General features: G+C 63.5%; 20 protein-coding genes. 8 read left to right on the top strand and 12 right to left on the bottom strand.

Going from position 1 to position 19,984, the window contains the following annotated elements:
- Positions 1 to 29 precede the first annotated feature (29 nt).
- The gene (locus tag ACXYN8_RS06060; protein WP_458888420.1) at positions 30 to 1,208 is read left to right on the top strand and encodes an alpha-hydroxy acid oxidase; all 1,179 of its coding nucleotides are present in this window, start codon (positions 30 to 32) and stop codon (positions 1,206 to 1,208) included.
- 90 nt (positions 1,209 to 1,298) lie between these two features.
- Here ACXYN8_RS06060 and ACXYN8_RS06055 read toward each other — a convergent pair whose 3' ends face one another.
- The 3 genes from ACXYN8_RS06055 to ACXYN8_RS06045 all read right to left on the bottom strand — a co-directional run bounded on the left by ACXYN8_RS06055 (position 1,299) and on the right by ACXYN8_RS06045 (position 4,198).
- The gene (locus ACXYN8_RS06055; RefSeq protein ID WP_458888419.1) at positions 1,299 to 1,547 is read right to left on the bottom strand and encodes a DUF1153 domain-containing protein; all 249 of its coding nucleotides are present in this window, start codon (positions 1,545 to 1,547) and stop codon (positions 1,299 to 1,301) included.
- 124 nt (positions 1,548 to 1,671) lie between these two features.
- Complete coding sequence (locus ACXYN8_RS06050) at positions 1,672 to 2,520, bottom strand: glycoside hydrolase (protein WP_458888418.1); 849 nt, start codon at positions 2,518 to 2,520, stop codon at positions 1,672 to 1,674.
- Positions 2,521 to 2,581: 61 nt separating this feature from the next.
- On the bottom strand, positions 2,582 to 4,198 hold the full coding sequence (locus tag ACXYN8_RS06045) for a hypothetical protein (protein ID WP_458888417.1): 1,617 nt from the start codon (positions 4,196 to 4,198) through the stop codon (positions 2,582 to 2,584).
- A 221-nt stretch (positions 4,199 to 4,419) separates the two neighbouring features.
- On the opposite strand from ACXYN8_RS06045, the gene ACXYN8_RS06040 reads away from it, so the two are divergent.
- Positions 4,420 to 4,995 carry an ATP-dependent Clp protease proteolytic subunit gene (locus tag ACXYN8_RS06040; protein WP_458888416.1) on the top strand — a complete coding sequence of 192 codons (576 nt, stop codon included), beginning with the start codon at positions 4,420 to 4,422 and terminating at the stop codon, positions 4,993 to 4,995.
- Here ACXYN8_RS06040 and ACXYN8_RS06035 read toward each other — a convergent pair whose 3' ends face one another.
- From ACXYN8_RS06035 to sdhC, 4 genes are all read right to left on the bottom strand, one after another.
- Positions 4,996 to 6,081, bottom strand: coding sequence for a sensor histidine kinase (locus ACXYN8_RS06035; RefSeq protein WP_458888415.1), 1,086 nt, complete (start codon positions 6,079 to 6,081; stop codon positions 4,996 to 4,998).
- A 139-nt stretch (positions 6,082 to 6,220) separates the two neighbouring features.
- Positions 6,221 to 8,044 carry a succinate dehydrogenase flavoprotein subunit gene (gene sdhA, locus ACXYN8_RS06030; protein WP_458888414.1) on the bottom strand — a complete coding sequence of 608 codons (1,824 nt, stop codon included), beginning with the start codon at positions 8,042 to 8,044 and terminating at the stop codon, positions 6,221 to 6,223.
- Entirely contained in the window at positions 8,044 to 8,430 is a 387-nt protein-coding gene (gene sdhD, locus ACXYN8_RS06025; protein WP_458888413.1) for a succinate dehydrogenase, hydrophobic membrane anchor protein, read from the bottom strand. Before sdhD ends, sdhA begins: the two co-directional genes overlap by 1 nt.
- A 12-nt stretch (positions 8,431 to 8,442) precedes the next feature.
- Complete coding sequence (sdhC, locus tag ACXYN8_RS06020) at positions 8,443 to 8,823, bottom strand: succinate dehydrogenase, cytochrome b556 subunit (RefSeq protein ID WP_458888412.1); 381 nt, start codon at positions 8,821 to 8,823, stop codon at positions 8,443 to 8,445.
- A gap of 137 nt (positions 8,824 to 8,960) precedes the next feature.
- Here sdhC and ACXYN8_RS06015 point away from each other — a divergent pair, with 137 nt between their 5' ends.
- Genes ACXYN8_RS06015 through ACXYN8_RS06000 form a run of 4 tightly spaced genes read left to right on the top strand, consistent with a single transcriptional unit; the run spans position 8,961 to position 12,121 of the window.
- Positions 8,961 to 9,680, top strand: a complete 720-nt coding sequence (locus tag ACXYN8_RS06015) for an SDR family NAD(P)-dependent oxidoreductase (RefSeq protein WP_458888411.1) — start codon at positions 8,961 to 8,963, stop codon at positions 9,678 to 9,680.
- Positions 9,670 to 10,566: a subclass B3 metallo-beta-lactamase gene (gene bla, locus ACXYN8_RS06010; protein WP_458888410.1), complete on the top strand. Its 897-nt coding sequence runs from the start codon at positions 9,670 to 9,672 to the stop codon at positions 10,564 to 10,566. Before ACXYN8_RS06015 ends, bla begins: the two co-directional genes overlap by 11 nt.
- The gene (locus tag ACXYN8_RS06005; RefSeq protein ID WP_458888409.1) at positions 10,563 to 11,459 is read left to right on the top strand and encodes a 50S ribosomal protein L11 methyltransferase; all 897 of its coding nucleotides are present in this window, start codon (positions 10,563 to 10,565) and stop codon (positions 11,457 to 11,459) included. Before bla ends, ACXYN8_RS06005 begins: the two co-directional genes overlap by 4 nt.
- Positions 11,435 to 12,121, top strand: a complete 687-nt coding sequence (locus tag ACXYN8_RS06000; protein ID WP_458888408.1) for a DUF2459 domain-containing protein — start codon at positions 11,435 to 11,437, stop codon at positions 12,119 to 12,121. The genes ACXYN8_RS06005 and ACXYN8_RS06000 overlap by 25 nt, the downstream gene beginning before the upstream one ends.
- Here ACXYN8_RS06000 and ligA read toward each other — a convergent pair.
- The 3 genes from ligA to recN all read right to left on the bottom strand — a co-directional run bounded on the left by ligA (position 12,118) and on the right by recN (position 16,780).
- Entirely contained in the window at positions 12,118 to 14,184 is a 2,067-nt protein-coding gene (gene ligA / locus ACXYN8_RS05995) for an NAD-dependent DNA ligase LigA (RefSeq protein WP_458888407.1), read from the bottom strand. The genes ACXYN8_RS06000 and ligA overlap by 4 nt on opposite strands.
- Positions 14,172 to 15,011, bottom strand: coding sequence for a hypothetical protein (locus ACXYN8_RS05990; protein WP_458888406.1), 840 nt, complete (start codon positions 15,009 to 15,011; stop codon positions 14,172 to 14,174). Before ACXYN8_RS05990 ends, ligA begins: the two co-directional genes overlap by 13 nt.
- A 104-nt stretch (positions 15,012 to 15,115) precedes the next feature.
- Positions 15,116 to 16,780, bottom strand: coding sequence for a DNA repair protein RecN (gene recN, locus ACXYN8_RS05985; protein WP_458888405.1), 1,665 nt, complete (start codon positions 16,778 to 16,780; stop codon positions 15,116 to 15,118).
- Between the two features lie 160 nt (positions 16,781 to 16,940).
- Between recN and ACXYN8_RS05980 the strand changes: the two genes are divergently transcribed.
- On the top strand, positions 16,941 to 17,276 hold the full coding sequence (locus ACXYN8_RS05980; protein WP_458888404.1) for a hypothetical protein: 336 nt from the start codon (positions 16,941 to 16,943) through the stop codon (positions 17,274 to 17,276).
- Between the two features lie 177 nt (positions 17,277 to 17,453).
- On the opposite strand, the gene ACXYN8_RS05975 is transcribed toward ACXYN8_RS05980, so the two are convergent.
- Positions 17,454 to 18,275, bottom strand: coding sequence for an outer membrane protein assembly factor BamD (locus ACXYN8_RS05975; RefSeq protein WP_458888403.1), 822 nt, complete (start codon positions 18,273 to 18,275; stop codon positions 17,454 to 17,456).
- Between the two features lie 143 nt (positions 18,276 to 18,418).
- On the opposite strand from ACXYN8_RS05975, the gene ACXYN8_RS05970 reads away from it, so the two are divergent.
- A complete protein-coding gene (locus tag ACXYN8_RS05970; RefSeq protein WP_458888402.1) occupies positions 18,419 to 18,598 on the top strand; it encodes a Flp family type IVb pilin in 180 nt (59 codons plus the stop codon).
- A 6-nt stretch (positions 18,599 to 18,604) separates the two neighbouring features.
- On the opposite strand, the gene ACXYN8_RS05965 is transcribed toward ACXYN8_RS05970, so the two are convergent.
- Positions 18,605 to 19,981 carry an alpha,alpha-trehalose-phosphate synthase (UDP-forming) gene (locus ACXYN8_RS05965; RefSeq protein ID WP_458888401.1) on the bottom strand — a complete coding sequence of 459 codons (1,377 nt, stop codon included), beginning with the start codon at positions 19,979 to 19,981 and terminating at the stop codon, positions 18,605 to 18,607.
- Positions 19,982 to 19,984 lie beyond the last annotated feature (3 nt).

Raw genomic sequence — 19,984 nt, 5'->3', positions numbered from 1 at the left:
CGCTTCGCGATTGCTTAGAACTGACTGCTATGTCCCAGTTCACCGTACCGCACTGCGTCCGCTCGCTCGCGGACTGCCACAATATCTCGGATTTCCGCGCCCTCGCCCATCGACGTCTGCCTTATCCGGTGTTTCACTATATCGATGGCGCTGGCGATGACGAGATCACGCGTGCGCGCAACACCGCCGCTTTCGACGATTGCGATCTCGTGCCCAACGTGTTGCGGGGCGTCGAACAGATCGACACGTCGGCCACGATCATGGGCCGCAAGACCTCGCTGCCACTGTTGCTAAGCCCTACTGCGCTGCAGCGCCTGTTCCATTGGCAGGGAGAACGCGCGGTGGCCCGGGTGGCGGAACGACACAATCTGTGGTTCGGCATCTCCAGCCTGTCGAGCGTCAGCATAGAAGAGATCGGCGCGAACTATTCCGGGCCGAAGATGCTCCAGTACTATTACCACCGCGACAAGGGGTTGAATGCCGCGCTGCTGGACAGGGCGCGCGCTGCGAAGTTCGATGCAGTCACGCTGACCGTGGATACCATCGTTTCCGGCAACCGCGAGCGCTGCAAGCGCACCGGCTTCACCACTCCGCCCAGGATCACGCCGCGCAGCTTCCTGTCCTACGCAAGCCGGCCTTCATGGGCACTCAACTTCCTGTTCCGCGAGCGGTTCTCGCTTCCCAATCTCGAAACCCATGTCGGCGAAGGCACCAACGAGTCGATCTCGATCCAGGACTATTTCGACAAAATGCTCGATCCGGACATGGATTGGGCTGCGGTCGAGAAGCTTCGCAACGACTGGGGCGGCAAATTCTGCCTTAAGGGCATAATGTCGGTCGAGGACGCGCGCCATGCAGCAGACATCGGCTGCGACGCGATCATGGTGTCGAACCACGGCGGACGGCAGCTCGACGGCAGCCGCGCACCCTTCGACCAGTTGCGCGAAATCGTGGACGCGGTGGGCCACCGGATAGAGGTGATCTGCGATGGCGGCGTGCGGCGCGGCACTCATGTCCTGAAGGCGCTGGGCATGGGCGCGACGGCTGCGTCGGGCGGGCGGCTCTATCTCTACGCGCTGGCTGCTGCCGGAGAAGAAGGCGTCGAGCGTGCGGTCACCATCCTGCGCGACGAAATCGCACGCGGTATGCGGCTGATGGGCGCAAAGTCGGTTGGCGATCTGACGCGCGAGAACCTGCGCTGCCGCTAGAAATGCGAGGCGGGCGCCGGGCTGGAGAGGTGCCCATGCGCCCGCCTGCCGGGGGTATCGAATTCTTGCAGCCGGGACAGCCGCAGAAACTTATTCCACTTCCGCGAGATCGAAGGTCAGATCCTTCTGACCCTTCTGCGTCAGTTCCTTCTGCCAGCCCTTGAACTCCTGCCGGCTCAGCAGATAGCGCCAGCGCGCCTCGTCGAAACTGATCAGCCGGTCACGCACCGCGCGGACCACATCCGCCTTGCGCGCATCCGACCAGTGGACGTCGTAGGATTCAGGCAGGCGGCCACGCCGCGTGTCGATTCCGCTGTTATGTGTCTTCACTTCGCTCATCACCAGGGCTCCTTTGAGTGCCCCCCTGTCGAAGCTGAATCTTGACCCAAAAGGCTAATCTGGGGTTTCCAAATATGGTTAAGACGGACTTTGCGGCGGCCAGATCACGCCGTTCGTCGCATCCTCAGCACACTTCCGCGGTGTTCTGCGGAATCGGACCTGGGGGGACGCGCGCTTCGCTCATGTAGAAGGGGTCGGATTCGATCCGGTGGCGTTGGCCGTATGCCGCCATGAGGACTTCGGCCAACGCAGGATCGTAGTCGATCAGGTCCACATGGTTCAGGATCTGGCGCCCGTCGACCACCACCAAGGCCGCGGAATTGAACCAGAACTGGCTACCGACCGCCCAGTATTCGTCAATCGTGGTCATGGCATATTCGTCGCGCCAGCGACCCGCAGCCTTCGCCGCATCGTAGGCGCGCTGGACCTCCCCGTAGAGCGCGGGATCGACCTTCTCGATCGCCTGCAGGACGTTGTGCGAGAATTCGTGCAGGAAGATGGTCTGCCCGTAATAGCGCGAGGCCTTGAGGCCGAGCAGGTCTTCCTGCGCCCCGACGGTGCGATCCCCGCCAATGCCCCGCACGCGCGCGTTCCAGTATTGCCGATCGCTCAGCGCGCCGATGCGGGCGTCGTAGTGCTTGCGCTCGCACCGGGTCAGACGCGGATCTGTAGTGGTCGGCTTTTTCCAGTGCGCCATTTCCGGAAGGTCGGTGATCGCCTCTTCCTGCGCCATGATGGCGACGCGGTAGTCCTTTTGCACCAAATAGGCTCGAAGGTCCGGGCGATGGGCGAGCAGGCCTTCTACGATGTCTTCGGCGATCTCAAGCGTAGCCGGGTCAACTTTGTCCGAGGAGAGGATCGGGACACCCGCAGCGTCGCGATACTGCGTGTAGAACGGCGCAGCTCCCAGCGCGGCGGGCGGGGGGCTGGCCGAGGCGGCACAGGCGGAGAGCGATATGGCAACTGCCAGCACCGTTCCCCTGCGGCTCGCTGGAGAACGAAGCGGGCGCAACATCCGAACCATTGTCCGGGGCTCATTTAGCGAGAACGAGTTCCGATTGATCCTCCTTATCCTCGCCGTCCGCTTCGTCCTTTTCGGCAATTTCAGCCTGGAAAAAATCGTTGTACCGCTTATCAAATTCCTCGCTTCGTATGAATTCGAGCAACTCTTCTCGCTTTTCCCCCTTATCGATTCGCTCGATCAGCTTTCGCATCGGGTTATCCTGCTTGAGGTGGGGATAGAATGCCGCCGGAGCCAGAACCGATCGCGCTCGCTTGATATCGCCAGATCGAATGAGTTCGATGGCGGCGCGCGACCGCAGTGATATATCCTGAGGCATGAGCACAATGGCACGGTAAAGCCCCCCCACTGCACCTTCAGGCGCAAGCTCGCCTGCTGCCAGGAAGCTGTCGTAATACAGAACGAACGGCAAAGGATGATTGGGATCGGTCTTGTTGGCCTTGAGAAGCCATGCACGAGCAGCCTTCCAGTCGGCTTCCGATCCATTGTCCATCGCACGCTGGACCCCGATCCGTCCCTTGTAAGCCATCGCCATCAAATTTTCGGGATCGGCCGTCAATGCACGATCCGTGGCAGCTTCGGCAGCATCAAAGGAGCTGTCATTCAGGCTTGCGACGTCATATTCGATCTCGGCCATCGCGCGTTGCACGAACGGATCGTCGGGGAACCGCGCGCCAACTGGGCGAGCCTCGGCAGCCACCTTGACCGACCTTTCTTTGTCGACACCAAGCAATGACTTCATCCGCGGTTCGAGAATTGCCCGTTCTCCTTCAGTGAGAGCGCGGACCGAAACTTCGGTCGACGCATTGATCTGATCAGCGGTGAGAGTGGATGATGGAAAACCACTCCGGCGGAGATAGGCATTCACCTCGCGGTTTAGTTGGTCGAGATCACCGAAAGCTTCCTTGCCGGACTTCAAAGCGTCGCCGTTTTCATTCAGCAATTCGAGGAACTTGGCGTATTGGCCGGGGCGCTCCCCGCTCATCCAGAGATAATGAGCGAGCGCCCATCCGCGGCTATAGAGTTCTATTCGCTCGACCCGCCCGATCTTCTCGCTATCGCTGCGGAGCAGCTTCTCAATCGACCACCGCGAGGCGCCATAGGTCGCCTGGCTGAACGCAGGGTTGGGTGCGCCGACGGTGATCGCACCATTTCCATCGAGCCGCGCAGTCATGAACATCGTGGCAAGACCCTCGGTTGCCCAGATAGGAACGTATTTGTTGAGCCCACCAAGCAGCATATGATGGGCGTATTCATGGAAAGAGACAGTCTCGGCTGTATACCCTTCCTGGTAGTGCGGCAGCGAGTTCGGCATGAATCCATATGCCAGCTGAGCGCTTGCATTGTAGAATCCGCCAACGTTCGGATTGTTCGCTAGACGCTGAACGTCACTGAGACTCGGCAGGAAGAAGACTTGCACTTTTACAGTGTCTTCGACGGCCAGCAGGGTGCGCATCAAGGCATCGAATTTTTCGAGCCTCAGCACCTTCTCGGTCAATTCCTGCTCGGATGAATCCGCATAAGCGATAAAGTGATCGGTCTCGGCGCGGTGCCATTCAGCAGTTGCAGGCTCTGAAACGAGTGCGATTGCAATGATGGCGCCAATTGCGCGAGTTAAATTCTGAAACATGATGATTGCGCCCCGCTCCAACTAAGAAACTCAAGTTTAACATGACTTTGGAGCTTAGCCAAGCGCGTGTGCGCTTACCCTGCAAGGATCACGAGGCGGGCGGAGACGATCGCGGCTGAATCGCTTTGACTGCACTACGGTAAGGTGATCGAAGTTGACGGTCGAGATCTGCGTCGAGTCGTAGACTCGGAACAGCCTTCCCGCTCGCGCGCTGCATGGGCATGAACGATCCGCAAGTCAGCCCGCAGGACAAGAACGACCTGCTCTCCGCCCCGCAACTTCGGCTCGTCGGTAGCGTCGACGAAGCCATGTATGCCGAATTTCGCAACCAACTTTCTGCGGCGCCCAAGGACGGCCCGCTGGTCATCGCGATCACGACGCTCGGCGGCAATCCCGAAGTAGCGCGCGCCATGGCCGACGACGTCCGCCTGCTGCGCGAGGCCGGGCGCGACATCTATTTTCTCGGCAAGGCCGCGGTCTATTCCGCGGGAGCGACTTTCATGGCGGGCTTCCCCGTCGCGAACCGCTATTTCACCCGCGGGTCGAGCATCCTGCTGCACGAACGGCAGATCGCCAAGACCATCCAGCTCAATGGGCCGCTCAAGAGCTGCATTGCGCAACTCAAAGCCGCGCTGAACGAAATCGAGCACTCGATCGCGATCGAGGAACATGGCTTCCGCGCCATCGTAGACGAAAGCGAAGTCGCGTTCGAGGAGGTTTGCGAGAAAGCGCCCGACAACTGGTACATCCCCTGCGAGGAAGCCGCGGAAAGGGGGATAATCGCCGGGGTGGTCTGATCAGCGCGCGGCGATCCGCACCACCATGCAGCAGCCCCGCTCCACCCGATCGTGGATTTCGATATAACCGTCGTGCAGGTTCGCGATGCGCTGGCAACTGGTCAGCCCAAGGCCGAGACCGCCGGATGCGCTGGCCTTGAAAAACTGGCTGAACACCAGATCCGTCTTGTCCGCTGGGATGCCGACCCCATTGTCTCCGACGTAGAAGATATGCTCCCCGTCTGTTTCCTGGTGGTGGATCGTCACCACCGGACGTTCCACCCCGGCGTGCCTGATGGAGTTCTCGATCAGGTTCTGGAACAATTGCCGCAGCAGGTTGGGTTCCACGATGGCCCGGGGCAAGCGCGTGACGTTTAGGCTGAGATTGGCTTTTTCTATCGCTGCCGAAAGGTTGAAGCGCACTTCTTCCAGCAGGATATTGAGGTCGTAGGGCTGGAATTCCAATCCCGTCGTCTCGTCGGCAGCAGCCTTCAACGTCGCAGAGATCGACCCGGCAAGTCCGGTCGCGCTGTCTTTCAGCGCGTCTATCACCATCCGCGCGCGCTCGCTGAGATCGGAATCCTTATCGCGTTGCAGGATGTTGAGCCCGCTGACGATGCTGGCGATCGGCGATTTGAGGTCGTGCGCGATCGAGTGCGAATAGACCTTCAGCTGAGCGTTGAGCCGCACCAGCCTTCTTTCGCGAGCGGCAAGAGCGGTGATGTTGGTTGAGTTGCAGACCAGGCGCTTCTGACCATCGGCTGTTTCGAACAAGGCCTTTCGCGACAGAAAGGTGTGGCGCTGCCCCTTCCAGTCGGTGATTTCCTCGACCAGTTCGGTCGACCCTTCACGAAATGCCCTGCGGTCTTCGCTCAGGAATAGCTCGGCTTCCTCCGGTGGGAAGCTGTCGACGGTGGTGGTTCCGATTATTTCGGTACGCTGGGCTGGCTCATACAGGGCTAGGAAAGCGCAATTGGCATAGAGAATGCGGCTATCCTCATCCTTGATGAAGATCATGTTGGTGCCGAAATCCAGCACCGAAGCCGCCAGCCCCTCATCGTCAGGAAAAGTCAGGGGTCCGGCTTCTTCGAGATGCGAGAACGGCATTGCTGACAGACCCCCCTAATCGACTACCTAGCCGAAAAGCGTGGTCGATCAGAATCGATCTCGCTCAAGCGCCACAGGACTAAGTCCTTATAATTCTTGCGCTTCTCGTGTCAATCTAGCGGCAACGCCGCCGCGTTGATCAATAGACGCGCGCCTTGGGCTTGATGTAGGTCGCATCGTCGGTGAGCGTGTATTCGTGGACCGGGCGGTAGTCGATCTTGACCGATCCGCCCTTGCCGCCCCAGCCTTCGAACCACGCTGCGGTATGCTTCATCCAGTTCTTGTCGTCACGCTCCGGGAAGTCTTCATGCGCGTGGGCGCCGCGGCTTTCCTTGCGGTTATGCGCACTCGCCATAGTGACGCTGGCTTGCGAAATGAGGTTGTCGAGTTCCAGCGTCTCGATCAGGTCGCTGTTCCAGATCAGCGAGCGGTCGGCGACGGAGACGTCCTCCATCTTCTTGTAGGTCGCGGCGAGCTTGTCGACACCTTCCTTCATCACCTCGTCGGTGCGGAAGACGGCGGCGTGCTGGCTCATCGCGCGCTGCATTTCGCCGCGGATCTGCGATGTGGGCGAGCCGCCGTTGGCATTGCGGAAATGGTCGAGCCGGGTCAGCGCCATGTCGGCGCTGTCGGCAGGCAATTCGTCATGCGCGGTGCCGGGCTTGATCGTTTCCTTGAGGCGATGGCCGGTCGCGCGGCCGAACACGACAAGGTCGATCAGCGAATTGGAGCCGAGGCGGTTTGCACCATGCACCGAGACGCAGGCCGCTTCGCCCACGGCGTAGAGACCCTCGACCACGGTTTCCGGATTTCCGTCCGCGCCAATGGTCACGACTTCGCCGTGATAGTTACAGGGGATGCCGCCCATGTTGTAGTGAACGGTCGGGACGACCGGCAGCGGCTGGCGCGTCAGATCGACGCCTGCGAAAATCTTGCCGCTTTCGGTGATGCCTGGCAGGCGTTCCGCCAGCACTTTGGGATCGATGTGATCGAGGTGGAGGAAGATGTGATCCTTCTCCGGCCCCACGCCGCGCCCTTCGCGGATTTCCAGCGCCATGGAGCGCGAGACGACATCGCGGCTGGCCAGATCCTTCGCGCTCGGCGCGTAGCGTTCCATGAACCGCTCGCCTTCGGAGTTGGTCAGGTAACCGCCCTCGCCCCGCGCGCCTTCGGTGATGAGCACGCCGGCACCGTAGATGCCGGTCGGGTGGAACTGCACGAACTCCATGTCCTGAAGCGGCAGGCCTGCGCGCAGCACCATGCCGCCACCGTCGCCGGTGCAGCTGTGCGCGCTGGTCGCGGTGTAATAGCAACGGCCGTAGCCGCCGGTCGCCAGCACCACGGCGTGGGCGCGGAAGCGGTGGATCGTGCCGTCGTCCATGCACATGGCGATCACGCCGACGCACTTGCCGTCCTTCATGATCAGGTCGATCGCGAAGTATTCGATGAAGAAGTCCGCGTCGTACTTCAGGCTCTGCTGGTAGAGCGCGTGGAGCATGGCGTGGCCGGTGCGGTCGGCGGCGGCGCAGGTACGCTGCACCGGCGGGCCTTCACCCATGTTCTGCATGTGTCCGCCGAACGGACGCTGGTAGATCGTGCCGTCCTCGTTCCGGCTGAAGGGCACGCCCGCGTGCTCCAGCTCGTAAACCGCCTGCGGTGCCTCACGCACGAGGTATTCGACCGCGTCCTGGTCGCTCAGCCAGTCGGACCCCTTGACGGTGTCGTACATGTGCCAGGTCCAGTGGTCGGGCGAGTTGTTGCCGAGGCTGGCGGCAATGCCGCCCTGCGCCGCCACGGTGTGACTGCGCGTCGGGAACAGCTTGGAGATATTGGCGGTCCGCAGCCCGCTTTCCGCAGCACCCATGGTGGCGCGCAGGCCCGATCCGCCCGCACCCACGACGACGACGTCGTAAGTGTGATCGATGATGTCGTAGGCTGGTTTGGTCGATGCGGTCTCGGCCATCAGGCGGCTCCGGTCAAAGCAAGGCGAATGATGCTGAAAAGGCCGAACGCGGCCCCGCCGAACGCGGCGAGGTTGAGTGCGGCCATGCTGGCGAACTTCAGGCCTTCGTCATGGACGTAGTCCTCGACCAGCACCTGGATCCCGAGGCGCGCGTGCCAGAACACGCTGATCACCAGCAGTGCCACGGCGGTCGCGGGTACGGGGCCCGAAATCCATTCCAGCACAGTCTCGTAGGAATAGTTCGGCAGCAGCGCGAGGCTGGCGGCGAGAAACACTGCAAGAACGACATTGCCGATCGCGGTGTAGCGTTGCATCAGCCAGTGATGCGTCCCGTGCTTGGCAGAGCCGAGGCCGCGTACCCGGCCGATGGAGGTTCCGTTACCCATTGTCCGCTCTCCTCAAACCAGCCAGACCAGCGCCCAGAACCCGGCAGTCAGCGCGAGTCCGATCAGTGGCGATGCGACCGACCACATCTTGTTGGCGTCGAGTTCGTAACCCGCGCCGATGTCGAGCACGAAGTGGCGCAGGCCGGAGGTCATGTGATTGAAGAACGCCCAGCTGAGGCCGACCAGCACGATGATGCCGATGGGCGATCCCAAAACGCTGACAAAGGTTTCGTACGCTTCCGGCCCGCTGGCCAATGCGCCCAGCCACCACAGCAACACCGGCAGGCCGACCAGCGCAAGGCCGTCGCCCGTTACGCGGTGCAGGATGGAAACCAGCATGTGCGGGCCCCATTTCCAGATTTGCAGATGCGGTGAGAGCGGTCTTGCGGCCATGGTTCGTCCGTCTGTCCTGTCGTTTCGTCTCACGCGCCCGGCTCGGCGCGTCTGGCGGTTCCCTTAGCGCATGTGGCCGGGGAGGCAAGGCGAGCATCGCTCGACTTCGCCGGGAAAAATCGGAATAGACCACGCATATGACGCAACAGCCAACCGTTCTGCTTACCGGCTCGTCGCGCGGAATCGGTGCCGCCATCCGCGCAGAACTCGAATCGCGGGGCGCGAAGGTTATCGGCCATGCCAGTCGCGCCCATGACGAGCGGACGATCGGCGCCGACCTTTCCGACCCCGCCGCGCCGGAGGGACTGTGGCACGAAGCGCTCGACCGCGCGGACGGGCGGATCGACGTGCTGATCAACAATGCCGGGCTGTTCGATGCGAACCCGATCACGCGCGGCGATCTCGAATGGCTGGACAAGTGGGAGGAGACGCTGCGAATCAACCTCACCGCTGCCGCGCAACTGACCCGATACGCCGTGACCCACTGGCAGGCTCGCGAATATCCGGGCCGCGCCGTCCACGTCGCAAGCCGCGCCGGGCATAGGGGCGATTCGCCCGACCACTGGCACTATGCCGCCGCGAAGGGCGGGATGCTCGCCATGCACAAGAGCGTCGCGCGAGCCTACGCTGCGAAAGGCATACTGAGCTTTGCCATAACGCCCGGCTTTACCGATACGGCAATGGCCGGCGACTACCTCGAAAGCCGTGGCGGACCCGGCCTGCTCGCCGACATCCCGCTGGGCAGAGTGGCCGAGCCGGAAGAGATCGCACGCATTGCCGTATTCTGTGCTCTCGACGCTCCGCCCAGCATGACAGGCACCACAATCGACGCCAATGGAGCGAGCTATGTACGTTAGATTTGCGGTCCTTCTGCCGGCAATTGCGTTTGCCGGGTGTGCTGCGAGCACCGAGGCTGCCGACAACCCGGCCCCGATTGCTTCCGCAGCCGAATGGACGGCGCAGTGCAAGGACTGGGACGAGTGGGAGAAACCCGCCCCGCCCTTCCGCATCCACGCGGATACCTATTACGTCGGAACCTGCGGCATCACGGCGATCCTCGTCACCTCACCGGAAGGGCACATCCTGATCGACAGCGGGATGGAGGGAGCAGCGCCGGAAGTGCTCCAGAACATTCGCGACGCGGGCTTCGACCCGGCGGAGGTCCGCTACCTCCTCCACAGCCACGAACATTTCGACCACACCGGCGGGCACGCCGCGATCAAGGCTGCCACCGGTGCTCGCGTGGTCGCGTCCGAAGCGGCGGCTCTCGTCATCGGCACGGGGCAGGACCACCCGGACGACCCGCAGCACGGAATGCACGAGCCGATGCGCGCCGTTAATGTGGACCGCGTGATCCTCGATGGTGAGACGGTGGAAGTGGGCGGCAAGACGCTCACCGCCATTGCCACGCCGGGACACACACCGGGCGCGCTCAGCTGGCAATGGCAGAGCTGCGAGGGGGACACCTGCCGTTCCATCGTTTATGCCGACAGCCTCAGCCCGATCAGCAGCGATGGATATGCCTTCAGCGACCACCCTGAATACACGGGCGCGTTTCGGCAGGGCCTCGGCAAGCTCGCCGCGCTCGATTGCGACATCGTGCTCACTCCGCATCCTTCCGCGAGCGACATGGTTGCGCGGTTGAAGGGCGAAGCGCCGCTGGTGGACAGCGACGGTTGCCGAAAATACGCGGACGCCATCGGCAAACGCCTCGACGAACGACTGACGAAAGAGGCGCAATGAGCAGCTGGAAAGTTACCGCATTTGCCAACCGGGAGACGGTGCAGGCAGCCCTTGCCATGCTCGAACTGGCAGATTGGGACAGCGAGATCGCGGTCAACGGGTTCGAGATTGCGGACGACCGGCCCGAAGACTGGCAACTCGACGCTTACCTGCCGCGCCGGCCGACCAAGGCGGATCGCGCGGCGATTTCCGGCTTGTTCGGAGAGAGTGCGCCCGACCTAAGCGTCGAGAAACTGCCGGAGGAGGACTGGCTGACGCTCAGCCAGCAGGGCGTCGCGCCTATCCGCGCAGGACGGTTCCACGTCCACACGCCCGACTATCCTGCCGAAGCCGACGCCGTGAATTTCGCGATCCCCGCCAGCCAGGCATTCGGAACCGGCCAGCATCACACCACTGCCGGCTGCCTCGCCATGCTCGATGCGATGAAGCGCCGCGGCGTGATCGCGCGCAATCTGGCAGACATCGGGACCGGCACCGGCCTGCTTGCCTTCGCCGCGATGAAGCTTTGGCCCGCCGCCCTCGCAACCGCGACCGATATCGACCCGGTGTGCGACGAGGTGGTGAGGACGAATGCCGCGCTCAACGCCATTTCGCTGGGCGCTGGATCGGACGAATTGCTGATGATGGTGGCGGACGGGATGGATCATCCGCTGGTCGAGGTGCGCGGGCCGTTCGATCTGCTGATCGCCAACATCCTCGCCCGGCCGCTTATCGAGCTGGCGCCCGATTTTGCCGATGCGGTTGTGCCGGGCGGCAGCGTGGTGCTTGCCGGGCTGCTCGAGACGCAGGAGGCGGCGGTGAGACACGCTTACCGCCTCGCGGGCTTCCGCCTGGCCGCTCGCATCGTGCGCGGAGACTGGAGCATATTGTGGCTGCGGCGGCGCGCTATCTAGGGCGTTTCGCTGCCTGGCTGGCGCTTGTTGTCGGCTTGTTCATGGCGGCGGCGTGGATCGGTTCCTCGATCCCGCGCAATGCCGACTGGCAGGAGAAGGAGCCGCAGGACCCTCAGGCGGTCACGATCCTGATCGAAACCAACGGCATCCACACCGGCATCGTCATGCCGCTGGTGACGCCGCAGAAGGACTGGCGTGACACTTTTCCCGCCAGCGACCTGCCCGCACCGACCCGACCGTACACCCACGTCTCCGTCAGCTGGGGGGAGCGCGAAGTCTTCCTCAACACGCCGAGCTGGTGGGACTTGTCGCCCGCCAAAGCCATCCGTGCCGCCACGGGCGGCGACGGCCTGCTCCACGCGGCGCATTACGTCCGCCCCGCCCCCGCCGACGATACTCGCCCCATGCGGATCAGCGGGCAGCAGTATGCTAGGCTGGTCAGGGCGATCGAGCGGCAGGTGCCGACCGGCCCGGCCCGCCGGGTCTATCCCGGCTACGCAAGCTACGACGTCTTCTACGATGCGCCGGGCACCTATCACCTAGGCAATACCTGCAACCAGTGGGTCAGCGACACGCTGGCAGGCGCTGGTATTCGCACTGGGTGGTGGACGCCCTTCCCCGGCGGCGTGATGAAATGGGTGCCGCCGCTAGGCGGGGACTAGCCCGCGTCCGCGACGATCTGCGCCCAGGCGGCCTCGTCGATCACTTCGATGCCGAGTTCCGCCGCCTTCTTGAGCTTGCTGCCCGCGCCCGGCCCGGCGACAATGAGGTCGGTCTTCGCGCTGACGCTGCCAGAGGCCTTCGCACCGAGCCGCTCGGCCTGCGCCTTCGCTTCGTCGCGGCTCATGGTTTCGAGCTTGCCGGTAAACACCACCGTCTTGCCGGAGACCGCGCTGGCAGTCGTCTGGACCTCGTAGCGAGGCGGCGACACTTCGGAGAGGAGGTCTTCCCATACGGCGACGTTGTGGGGCTCGTGGAAGAAGTCGCCAAGCGCCTCCACCACAGCGCTGCCGATGCCGTCGATGGCGGTAAGTTCGCCTGCCGCTTCGCCATCGCCGCCGTGCGCTTTCTCCGCTGCGTCGCGCAACGCCGGCAGATCGTGGGAATGCTTGAGCAGATCGCGCGCCGTCACTGCGCCGACGTGGCGGATACCGAGGCCGAACAGCAGCCGTGCCGCGTCGGGCGATCGGCGGTTTTCCACCGATGCCAACAGGTTTTCGACAGACTTTTCCTTCCACCCGTCGAGCGCCAGGATGTCCTTCCGCCGATCCTTCAGCCGGAAGATGTCCGCCGGGCTTTCCAGCCAGCCGAGCGCGAAGAACTGGTCTATGGTCTTCTCACCCAGCCCGTCGATGTCGAGCGCGCCACGGCTGACGAAGTGCTTCAGCCGTTCGGTCCGCTGGGCCGGGCAGACCAGCCCGCCGGTGCAGCGCACATCGACCTCGCCTTCCTCCGCCACCGCCTCGCTGTCGCATTCGGGGCAGTGATCGGGAAAGACGAAGGCGTCGCGCTCAGCATCGGGCGTGAGGTTGCGGACCACCTGCGGGATCACGTCGCCCGCGCGCTGGATCACCACGCGGTCGCCGGGGCGCACCCCGAGCCGCGCAATTTCGTCGCGATTGTGCAGCGTGACATTGGTCACGGTAACCCCGCCGACCAGCACCGGCGCGAGCCGCCCGACCGGGGTCAGCTTTCCGGTCCGTCCGACCTGTATGTCGATACTTTCCAGCGTCGTCTGAGCCTGCTCGGCCGGAAACTTGCGGGCAATCGCCCAGCGCGGAGCCTTGGCGACAAAGCCCAGCCTCTGCTGCTGCGCAAGGCTGTCGACCTTGTAAACGACGCCGTCGATCTCGTACGGCAGACCGGTTCGCGCCTTGCCTATCTCTTCGTAGGCGGCGAACATCTGCTCCAGCGTCTCGCACCGCCGGAACAGCGGGGAAACCGGAATGCCCCACCTCTCCAGCAGCCGAACCACGTCCTGCTGCGTCTCGCCCGGCACCTCGCTGGCAGCGCCCCAGCCATGCGCCCAGAAGCGCAAGGGGCGCTTTCCCGTGATGCTGGCATCCTTTTGCCGCAATGATCCGGCGGCAGCATTGCGCGGGTTGGCGAAAGTCTTGCCCCCAGCCTTTTCCTGCGCAGCATTGAGCGCGGCAAAATCCTGTTTCGCCATGTAAACTTCGCCGCGCACCTCGAACTCTTGTGGCACGTCGCTGCCGGACAATTGCTGTGGAATATCGGCGATATGCTGCACGTTCGGCGTCACGTCCTCCCCCACGCTGCCGTCGCCGCGCGTCGCGGCGCGCACCAGCCTGCCGCCCTCGTATCGCAGCGAGCAGGAAAGGCCGTCGATCTTGTCTTCCGCCGTGAATGCCAGCGGTTCGTCAGCGCCGAGATTGAGGAACCGCCGCACCCGCGCGACGAATTCCGCGACCTCATCGTCGGCGAATGCATTGTCGAGGCTCATCATGCGTACCTCGTGGGTCACCTTGCCGAGCGGGGATGCAGCCACCTCGTGCCCGACCGAACGGCTGGGCGAATCCGCACGCACCAGATGCGGGAACGCCGCCTCCAGCTCCTCGTTACGGCGGACCAGCGCATCATATTCCTGATCGCTGATCTCGGGCGCATCGTCGGCGTGATAGAGCCGGTTGTGATGCGCGATCTGCTTGGCCAAGCGCATCAGTTCGTTTGCAGCGTCGGCTTCGGAAGTCTTCACGACATCCATGAGGTGGTGCCCCTTTTAATCGTCCAGCCCGATGGCGTGGGCTTCAGGAAATAGCTCTGCCCCTCTCCCCCGAGATTGCCGTAGGTCACGGCGCTCTCGCCAACGCAGCCGGCCTTGCCGTCGCATTGCACGCGCACATCGACGGACGCGGCCGAGCGATCATTGGCGCGCAACACGACACCGCCGCCATCCCAGCGACAATCGCCAACACGGTACAGGCCATCGAATTGGCCCGAGAGGCGCGCGAAAAGCGCATCGTCGGTCTGGCGCAGGCAGGCAGGGCGGTCGCCGCGCTCGCTCTCGCGAAGCTGCGTCAGGACATGGACGAACAATGCCTCACGCGGGGACGCGACTTCGAAAATCGTGCTCGTGCTACCATTGGTCTGAGCGCCGCCCGATTTCGCGCTCTCGAGAAAGTCCGAAGACGGAGAAGGCGGCGGTGGTGGTGGCAGCGGACGGCGGAAAGCGGGGTCATCTTGATGGACCCGCTCGACCTTTTCGATCGAGTGGATCTGAATCGCCGGCAATGTCGCGCAATCGTCTGGCACCGTTTCGCGCGCGAAATCCTGAATTGGCTGGGCAGCGGGCAGCGCGCCGCCGCCGCCCTTGATAGTGTCGCCGATGCCGATCCGCAGGCCCTGCGGGGTGATGATGACGACACCGCGCTCCTGATCGTTTAGTTCAAGCCGCGTACCCTCTTCCCATAGGATGACCGGCTCGTCCCCGTAACTGAGCACGAAGCAGGAGCCCCTGCGGACGACGGGGCCACCGACGACAGCCTCCATCGCGCCGACGTTCTTTGCGGTCAGGATCATCGGCAGGGTCACGCGAGCTTCAGGATCCTGACCCAACGGCACTTTGCTCTCGGTCTCCGAAGAGGAGCAGGCCAAAACGCCCAAAGCAATTGTCGCGGAAATCCCGGCGCGGATTATCACACCCCCTCCAACAACCGATCAGCCTGCGCCTTCGCCTCCGGCGTCACTTCCGCGCCGCTGAGCATACGCGCGATCTCCTCCCGGCGGCCATCGGGGTCGAGCAGGACGACGCCGGTTTTCGTGACGGTGCCCTGCGAACTCTTGGCGATGAGGTAGTGGTGACCGCCGCGCGCCGCGACCTGCGGGCTGTGCGTGACGGCGAGCAGCTGGCCCTGCCCGGCGAGGCGGGAGAGGCGGTCCCCGATGGCGCTTGCAACCGCGCCGCCGACCCCGCGATCGATCTCGTCGAAGATCACCGTCGCCGCGCCGCCCTGCTCCGCCAGGGCGACCTTCAGCGCGAGGATGAAGCGCGACAGTTCGCCACCGCTGGCGATCTTGCCCAGCGGAGCGAAGTCGGCACCCGGATTGGTCGCGATCAGGAACTCGACACTGTCCATGCCATGCGGGCCCCAGCGTTCTTCGGGAAGTTCTGCCACCGCCGTCCTGAAGCGCGCCGCGTCCAGTTTCAGCGGCGCGAGTTCGGCCGCCACCGCCTCATCGAGCCGCATGGCAGCGGTCACGCGATTGGCATGCAATGCGTCGGCACGTGCGCGGTAGATTTCCCCTGCGGCATCGGCAGCCTTCTGCAAGTCCGCCAGCGCGGCATCGCCTGCCTCGATCGCGTCAAGTGCGCCGCGCATCTCGCGCATCTTGGCCGGAAGATGATCGACCTCGCAGCGGTGCTTGCGGGCGAGCGCGCGCAATTCGAACAGGCGTGTCTCGATGCGGTCCAGTTCGGCGGGGTCGTGTTCCAGCGCACGAGCGGCTTCTTCAAGCTTCTGTTCGGCCTCGCCCGCCTCGATCACCGCGCGGTCGAGGCTGGCGAGCGCATCGCCCAGCAGCGGATGCTCTGTGCCGATCCGGTCGAGCCGCCGCGCGGCGCTCCGCAAGGTTGCCAGCGCGCTGTCGGAGCCTTCCCACAGCAGCCGCAGTTCGGAGAGGTCGCCCGACAGCTTCTCCCCTTTTTGCATATCCGCGCGGCGCAGGGCGAGGTCGCTTTCCTCGCCTTCGACCGGCTCGATCTGCGAAAGTTCGGCGAGATGGGCGAGCAGCAGTTCCTGCTCGTCGCGCGCGGCTTCTATGCCGGCGCGCTCCGCATCGAGCCGGCTAACGGCCGCGCGCCACGCTTGCCAGGCGCTCGCTACCCCGTCGGCATCGTCACCCGCATAGCGGTCCAGCAAGGTGCGGTGACCGCGCGGATTGACCAGGCCGCGATCGTCATGCTGACCATGCAATTCCACCAGTGCGGGGGCGATCTCGCGCAACAGCGCCACGCCTACAGGCTGGTCGTTGATGAAAGCCTTGCTGCCGCCATCCGCCTTCACGCGGCGACGGATGATCAGCGGCTCGCCGGATTCCAGCTCCACCTCGGCTTCGTTCAGCGCGTTGGCGACGCTGGCGGGCAGCCGGTCGAACTCGAAGGTCGCGGTGACACTTGCCTGATCCTCGCCAGCGCGCACGAGAGCGGTCTCGGCGCGGTTGCCCAGCACTAGGCCCAATGCGTCCAGCAGGATCGACTTGCCCGCACCCGTCTCGCCCGTCAGCACGCCCAACCCGCCTTCGAAGGCTAGGTCGAGCGCCTCGATCAGTACGATATTGCGGATGGAGAGCGCGGTCAGCATGGATCAGCGATACTTAGTCGCGCGCCGCCCGCCCCGCAACGGCGCTGGTTGCCCTACCCACCATCTGCTCGGGCTGCGGAAAAGCGGCGGTGAGCATTTGTTAACACCCCTGCCGTAGCGTCACCGTCGGGGCCATTCGGATATTGGGGCGAGCCGGAACATGTCGATACTCACCATTCGCGCGCAAAAACGCTTCGCCGTCAGGCGCGACGTGCGCTTGAGTGACGACAGTGGGCGCGAGGCGAGCGGCCTGATGATCGAACTGTGCGCCGAAGGGTGCCGGATCAGCCAGGTCGACGGCGACAGTTTCTCCGCGCTGCAATCGGTCGTCCTGTCCATCGGCAATAAAATCCATCACGGAATCGTGCGCTGGACTCGCGAGTCCACGCTGGGCCTGAAGCTGGATAAGCCGCTGCATCTCACCGAGATCACGGAAATCCTGAAGCAGAGCCACTCTGCCGGCAATTGCGGCCCGCAACTGCGCTACGGCACCTGAAAACTCACCGTGTAAGCGGAAGTTTCGCCGGACGCCTAAAAGGCAGCGCTTAGGCAAAGGGCGCCAACCGACGACATGGCCAAGAGTACGCCGCGACAGCGTTGAAGACGCAGTGAACGCGCCTCGGTGGTCTTATCGAGCAGAACGGGCGGTCAAATAACCAGCCCGAACGCTTGCTCAATTCGCTGCGGCGATCAGCTGCGGCGCTTCGTCGCCGATCAGATCGTAGGCCTTTTCGTACCAGTCGCTGCCGGGATAGTTGCGGCCCAGCACGGCGGCGTATTTTTTCGCTTCCTGCGGCACGCCGAGAGCGAGAGTGGTTTCGACGAGGCGATACAGTGCCTCCGGCGCGTGGCTGGTGGTCTGGTGTTCTTCCACCACGTTCTGGAAAAGCAACTGCGCGGCGAGCCACTTGCCCGAACGCTGGTAATAGCGGCCGATTTCCATTTCCTTGCCCGCGAGGTGATCGTTCACCAGATCGACCTTCAACTTGGCATCGGCGGCGTATTCGGTCGCCGGATAGCGGCGCTGCAGTTCGGTCAGCGCGGTCAGCGCCTGTTCGGTCACGCTCTGGTCACGCTCCACATCGCTGATCTGCTCGTAATAGCTCAGCGCGACGAGGTAGTAAGCGTAAGGCGCATCCTTGTTACCCGGATGGATGGACAGGAAACGCTGGGAGCTCGAGATCGCCTTGTTGTAATCCTTCGCGACGTAATAGCTGAACGCACTCATCAGCTGTGCGCGGCGGGCCCAGGGCGAATAGGGGTGCTGGCGTTCCACCTCGTCGAACAGCGCAGCGGCGAGTTTCGGGTTGCCGGCATCGAGCCGGTCCTTCGCCGTCAGGTAAAGCGTTTCCACGTCGCGCGCGACATAGGCGGTGTCCGAAGGACCGTTCGCTCCCCCGCCGCCGCCCGCACAACCGGCGGTCAGCGAAATGGCTGCCGCGCAAGCGGCAAGGATGGCGGGCCTGACTGGCAGGCGAATGGGAAGCAGAACCATGGCCGAGCCTATAGCCAGCCGTCCGCTGAACGCCAAGTGAAAGGCGCAAGAGGAAGGCCGCTCCTCCACCGCCGCGTTTTAACGCGAAATTGACCTAACTTGGCTAACGCTGTGCCGGTTATTGGTATTGGGGGGTAAGGCCGGTGCGAAAGTTTCTCGAAGCGATCCGCGACGATCAACGCGGCGCTGCCGCCATAGAATACGGTATGCTTGCCGTGCTGATCGGCGTCGGCCTGATGGGTGTGCTGATGTCGACCGGCGACGGCGTAGAAGCCAAGTACGACGACGTGGCGACCAAATACACTGCCGCCAACAACGTCTGATCGCCGTCAGGCGGACCGCAATTCCCCAAGGAAGTCGTCCGTCCAGCGAGCGATGTTCTCCTCACGCACGCTTGTGTTGAGGATTTCCCACCGGCGTTTTCGTTCGTCGAGCGGCATGTCGAGCGCGGTGCGGATCGCATGAACGATATCGTCCGGGCTGTGCGGATTGACCAGCACCGCTTCGCGCAATTGCTGCGCGGCGCCGGCGAATCGCGACAGGATCAGCACGCCGGGATCTTCGGGATCCTGCGCCGCGACATATTCCTTCGCCACCAGGTTCATCCCGTCGCGTAGCGGCGTCACCAGCCCGATCTTGGATGCGCGGTAGATCCCGAACAATTCGGCCATGGAATGGCCCTGATTGACGTAGCGGATCGGCACGAGGTCGATGCGCGAATAGGCACCGTTTATTTGCCCCGTCTTCTGCTCCAGCGTCGCGCGGATCAGCTGGTAACTGCCGATATCCTCGCGGCTCGGCGGTGCAATCTGGACGAAGACGAGATCCTGTACCCGTTCCGGATAGCGATCGAAGAAGCGTGCGATGCCGTCGAGCCGTTCGGGCAGGCCCTTGGAATAGTCGAGCCGGTCGACACCGATCATAGAAACGCGGCGCCGTGTGCTCGACCGCATCCGCTGTTCGGCCTGACGCCCCTCGCCCGTCTCGCCCTGAGCCATGAAGTGCTCGTAGTCGATCCCGATGGGAAACGCCTTGGCCAGCACGGTGCGGTCGCCCAGCGTGATGCGCCCGGTCGCCTCGTCCACCTCGGCCAGCAATTCCTTGCGGCAATAGTGCAGGAAGCTCTCCAGCCACTCGTCGCATTGAAATCCGATGACGTCGTATTCCAGCAGCGTGCGAACCAGCCGCTCGTGATAGGGTAGCGATACCAGCAGGCGGGTCGGCGGCCATGGGATATGCAGGAAGAAGCCGAGCTTGTTTTTCACCCCGCGCGACCGCAGGCGCTCACCCAGCGGAATGAAGTGGTAATCGTGCACCCAGACCAGGTCGTCGTCGCGGATCAGTGGTGCTGCGGCGTCGGCGAACAGGTCGTTCACCCGTTCGTAGCCCTTGCCTGTTTCGCGGCTGTATCGGGTCAGGTCGATGCGGTAGTGGAACAGCGGCCAGAGCGTCGAATTGGCATAGCCGTTGTAATATTCCTCGACGTCCTGATGCGGCAGATCGATCGTAGCGGTGGTGACGCCGTCGGCGGTCTGGACGTCGGGTTCGCCCGGCGTTTCGTTCTCTTCCCCGCTCCACCCGATCCATAGCCCGTCGTTGTTCCGGAGCGCGGCCTGCAAGGCGCCCGCCAATCCCCCCTGAGCACCCGCCGCGCCGCGCGCCTTGGGTACGGCGACGCGATTCGAGATGACGACGAGGCGGCTCATGCA

The sequence above is a fragment of the Altererythrobacter sp. CAU 1778 genome, from assembly GCF_054482795.1.
This window is presented reverse-complemented; position numbering and strand designations above follow the sequence as displayed.

Bases quoted from the DNA above. Each gene is read 5' to 3' on its own strand.
- ACXYN8_RS06060 (WP_458888420.1), top strand. From the start codon at position 30: ATGTCCCAGTTCACCGTACCGCACTGCGTCCGCTCGCTCGCGGACTGC.
- ACXYN8_RS06055 (WP_458888419.1), bottom strand. From the start codon at position 1,547: ATGAGCGAAGTGAAGACACATAACAGCGGAATCGACACGCGGCGTGGC.
- ACXYN8_RS06045 (WP_458888417.1), bottom strand. From the start codon at position 4,198: ATGTTTCAGAATTTAACTCGCGCAATTGGCGCCATCATTGCAATCGCA.
- ACXYN8_RS06040 (WP_458888416.1), top strand. From the start codon at position 4,420: ATGAACGATCCGCAAGTCAGCCCGCAGGACAAGAACGACCTGCTCTCC.
- ACXYN8_RS06035 (WP_458888415.1), bottom strand. From the start codon at position 6,081: ATGCCGTTCTCGCATCTCGAAGAAGCCGGACCCCTGACTTTTCCTGAC.
- sdhA (WP_458888414.1), bottom strand. From the start codon at position 8,044: ATGGCCGAGACCGCATCGACCAAACCAGCCTACGACATCATCGATCAC.
- sdhD (WP_458888413.1), bottom strand. From the start codon at position 8,430: ATGGGTAACGGAACCTCCATCGGCCGGGTACGCGGCCTCGGCTCTGCC.
- sdhC (WP_458888412.1), bottom strand. From the start codon at position 8,823: ATGGCCGCAAGACCGCTCTCACCGCATCTGCAAATCTGGAAATGGGGC.
- ACXYN8_RS06015 (WP_458888411.1), top strand. From the start codon at position 8,961: ATGACGCAACAGCCAACCGTTCTGCTTACCGGCTCGTCGCGCGGAATC.
- bla (WP_458888410.1), top strand. From the start codon at position 9,670: ATGTACGTTAGATTTGCGGTCCTTCTGCCGGCAATTGCGTTTGCCGGG.
- ACXYN8_RS06005 (WP_458888409.1), top strand. From the start codon at position 10,563: ATGAGCAGCTGGAAAGTTACCGCATTTGCCAACCGGGAGACGGTGCAG.
- ligA (WP_458888407.1), bottom strand. From the start codon at position 14,184: ATGGATGTCGTGAAGACTTCCGAAGCCGACGCTGCAAACGAACTGATG.
- recN (WP_458888405.1), bottom strand. From the start codon at position 16,780: ATGCTGACCGCGCTCTCCATCCGCAATATCGTACTGATCGAGGCGCTC.
- ACXYN8_RS05980 (WP_458888404.1), top strand. From the start codon at position 16,941: ATGTCGATACTCACCATTCGCGCGCAAAAACGCTTCGCCGTCAGGCGC.
- ACXYN8_RS05975 (WP_458888403.1), bottom strand. From the start codon at position 18,275: ATGGTTCTGCTTCCCATTCGCCTGCCAGTCAGGCCCGCCATCCTTGCC.
- ACXYN8_RS05965 (WP_458888401.1), bottom strand. From the start codon at position 19,981: ATGAGCCGCCTCGTCGTCATCTCGAATCGCGTCGCCGTACCCAAGGCG.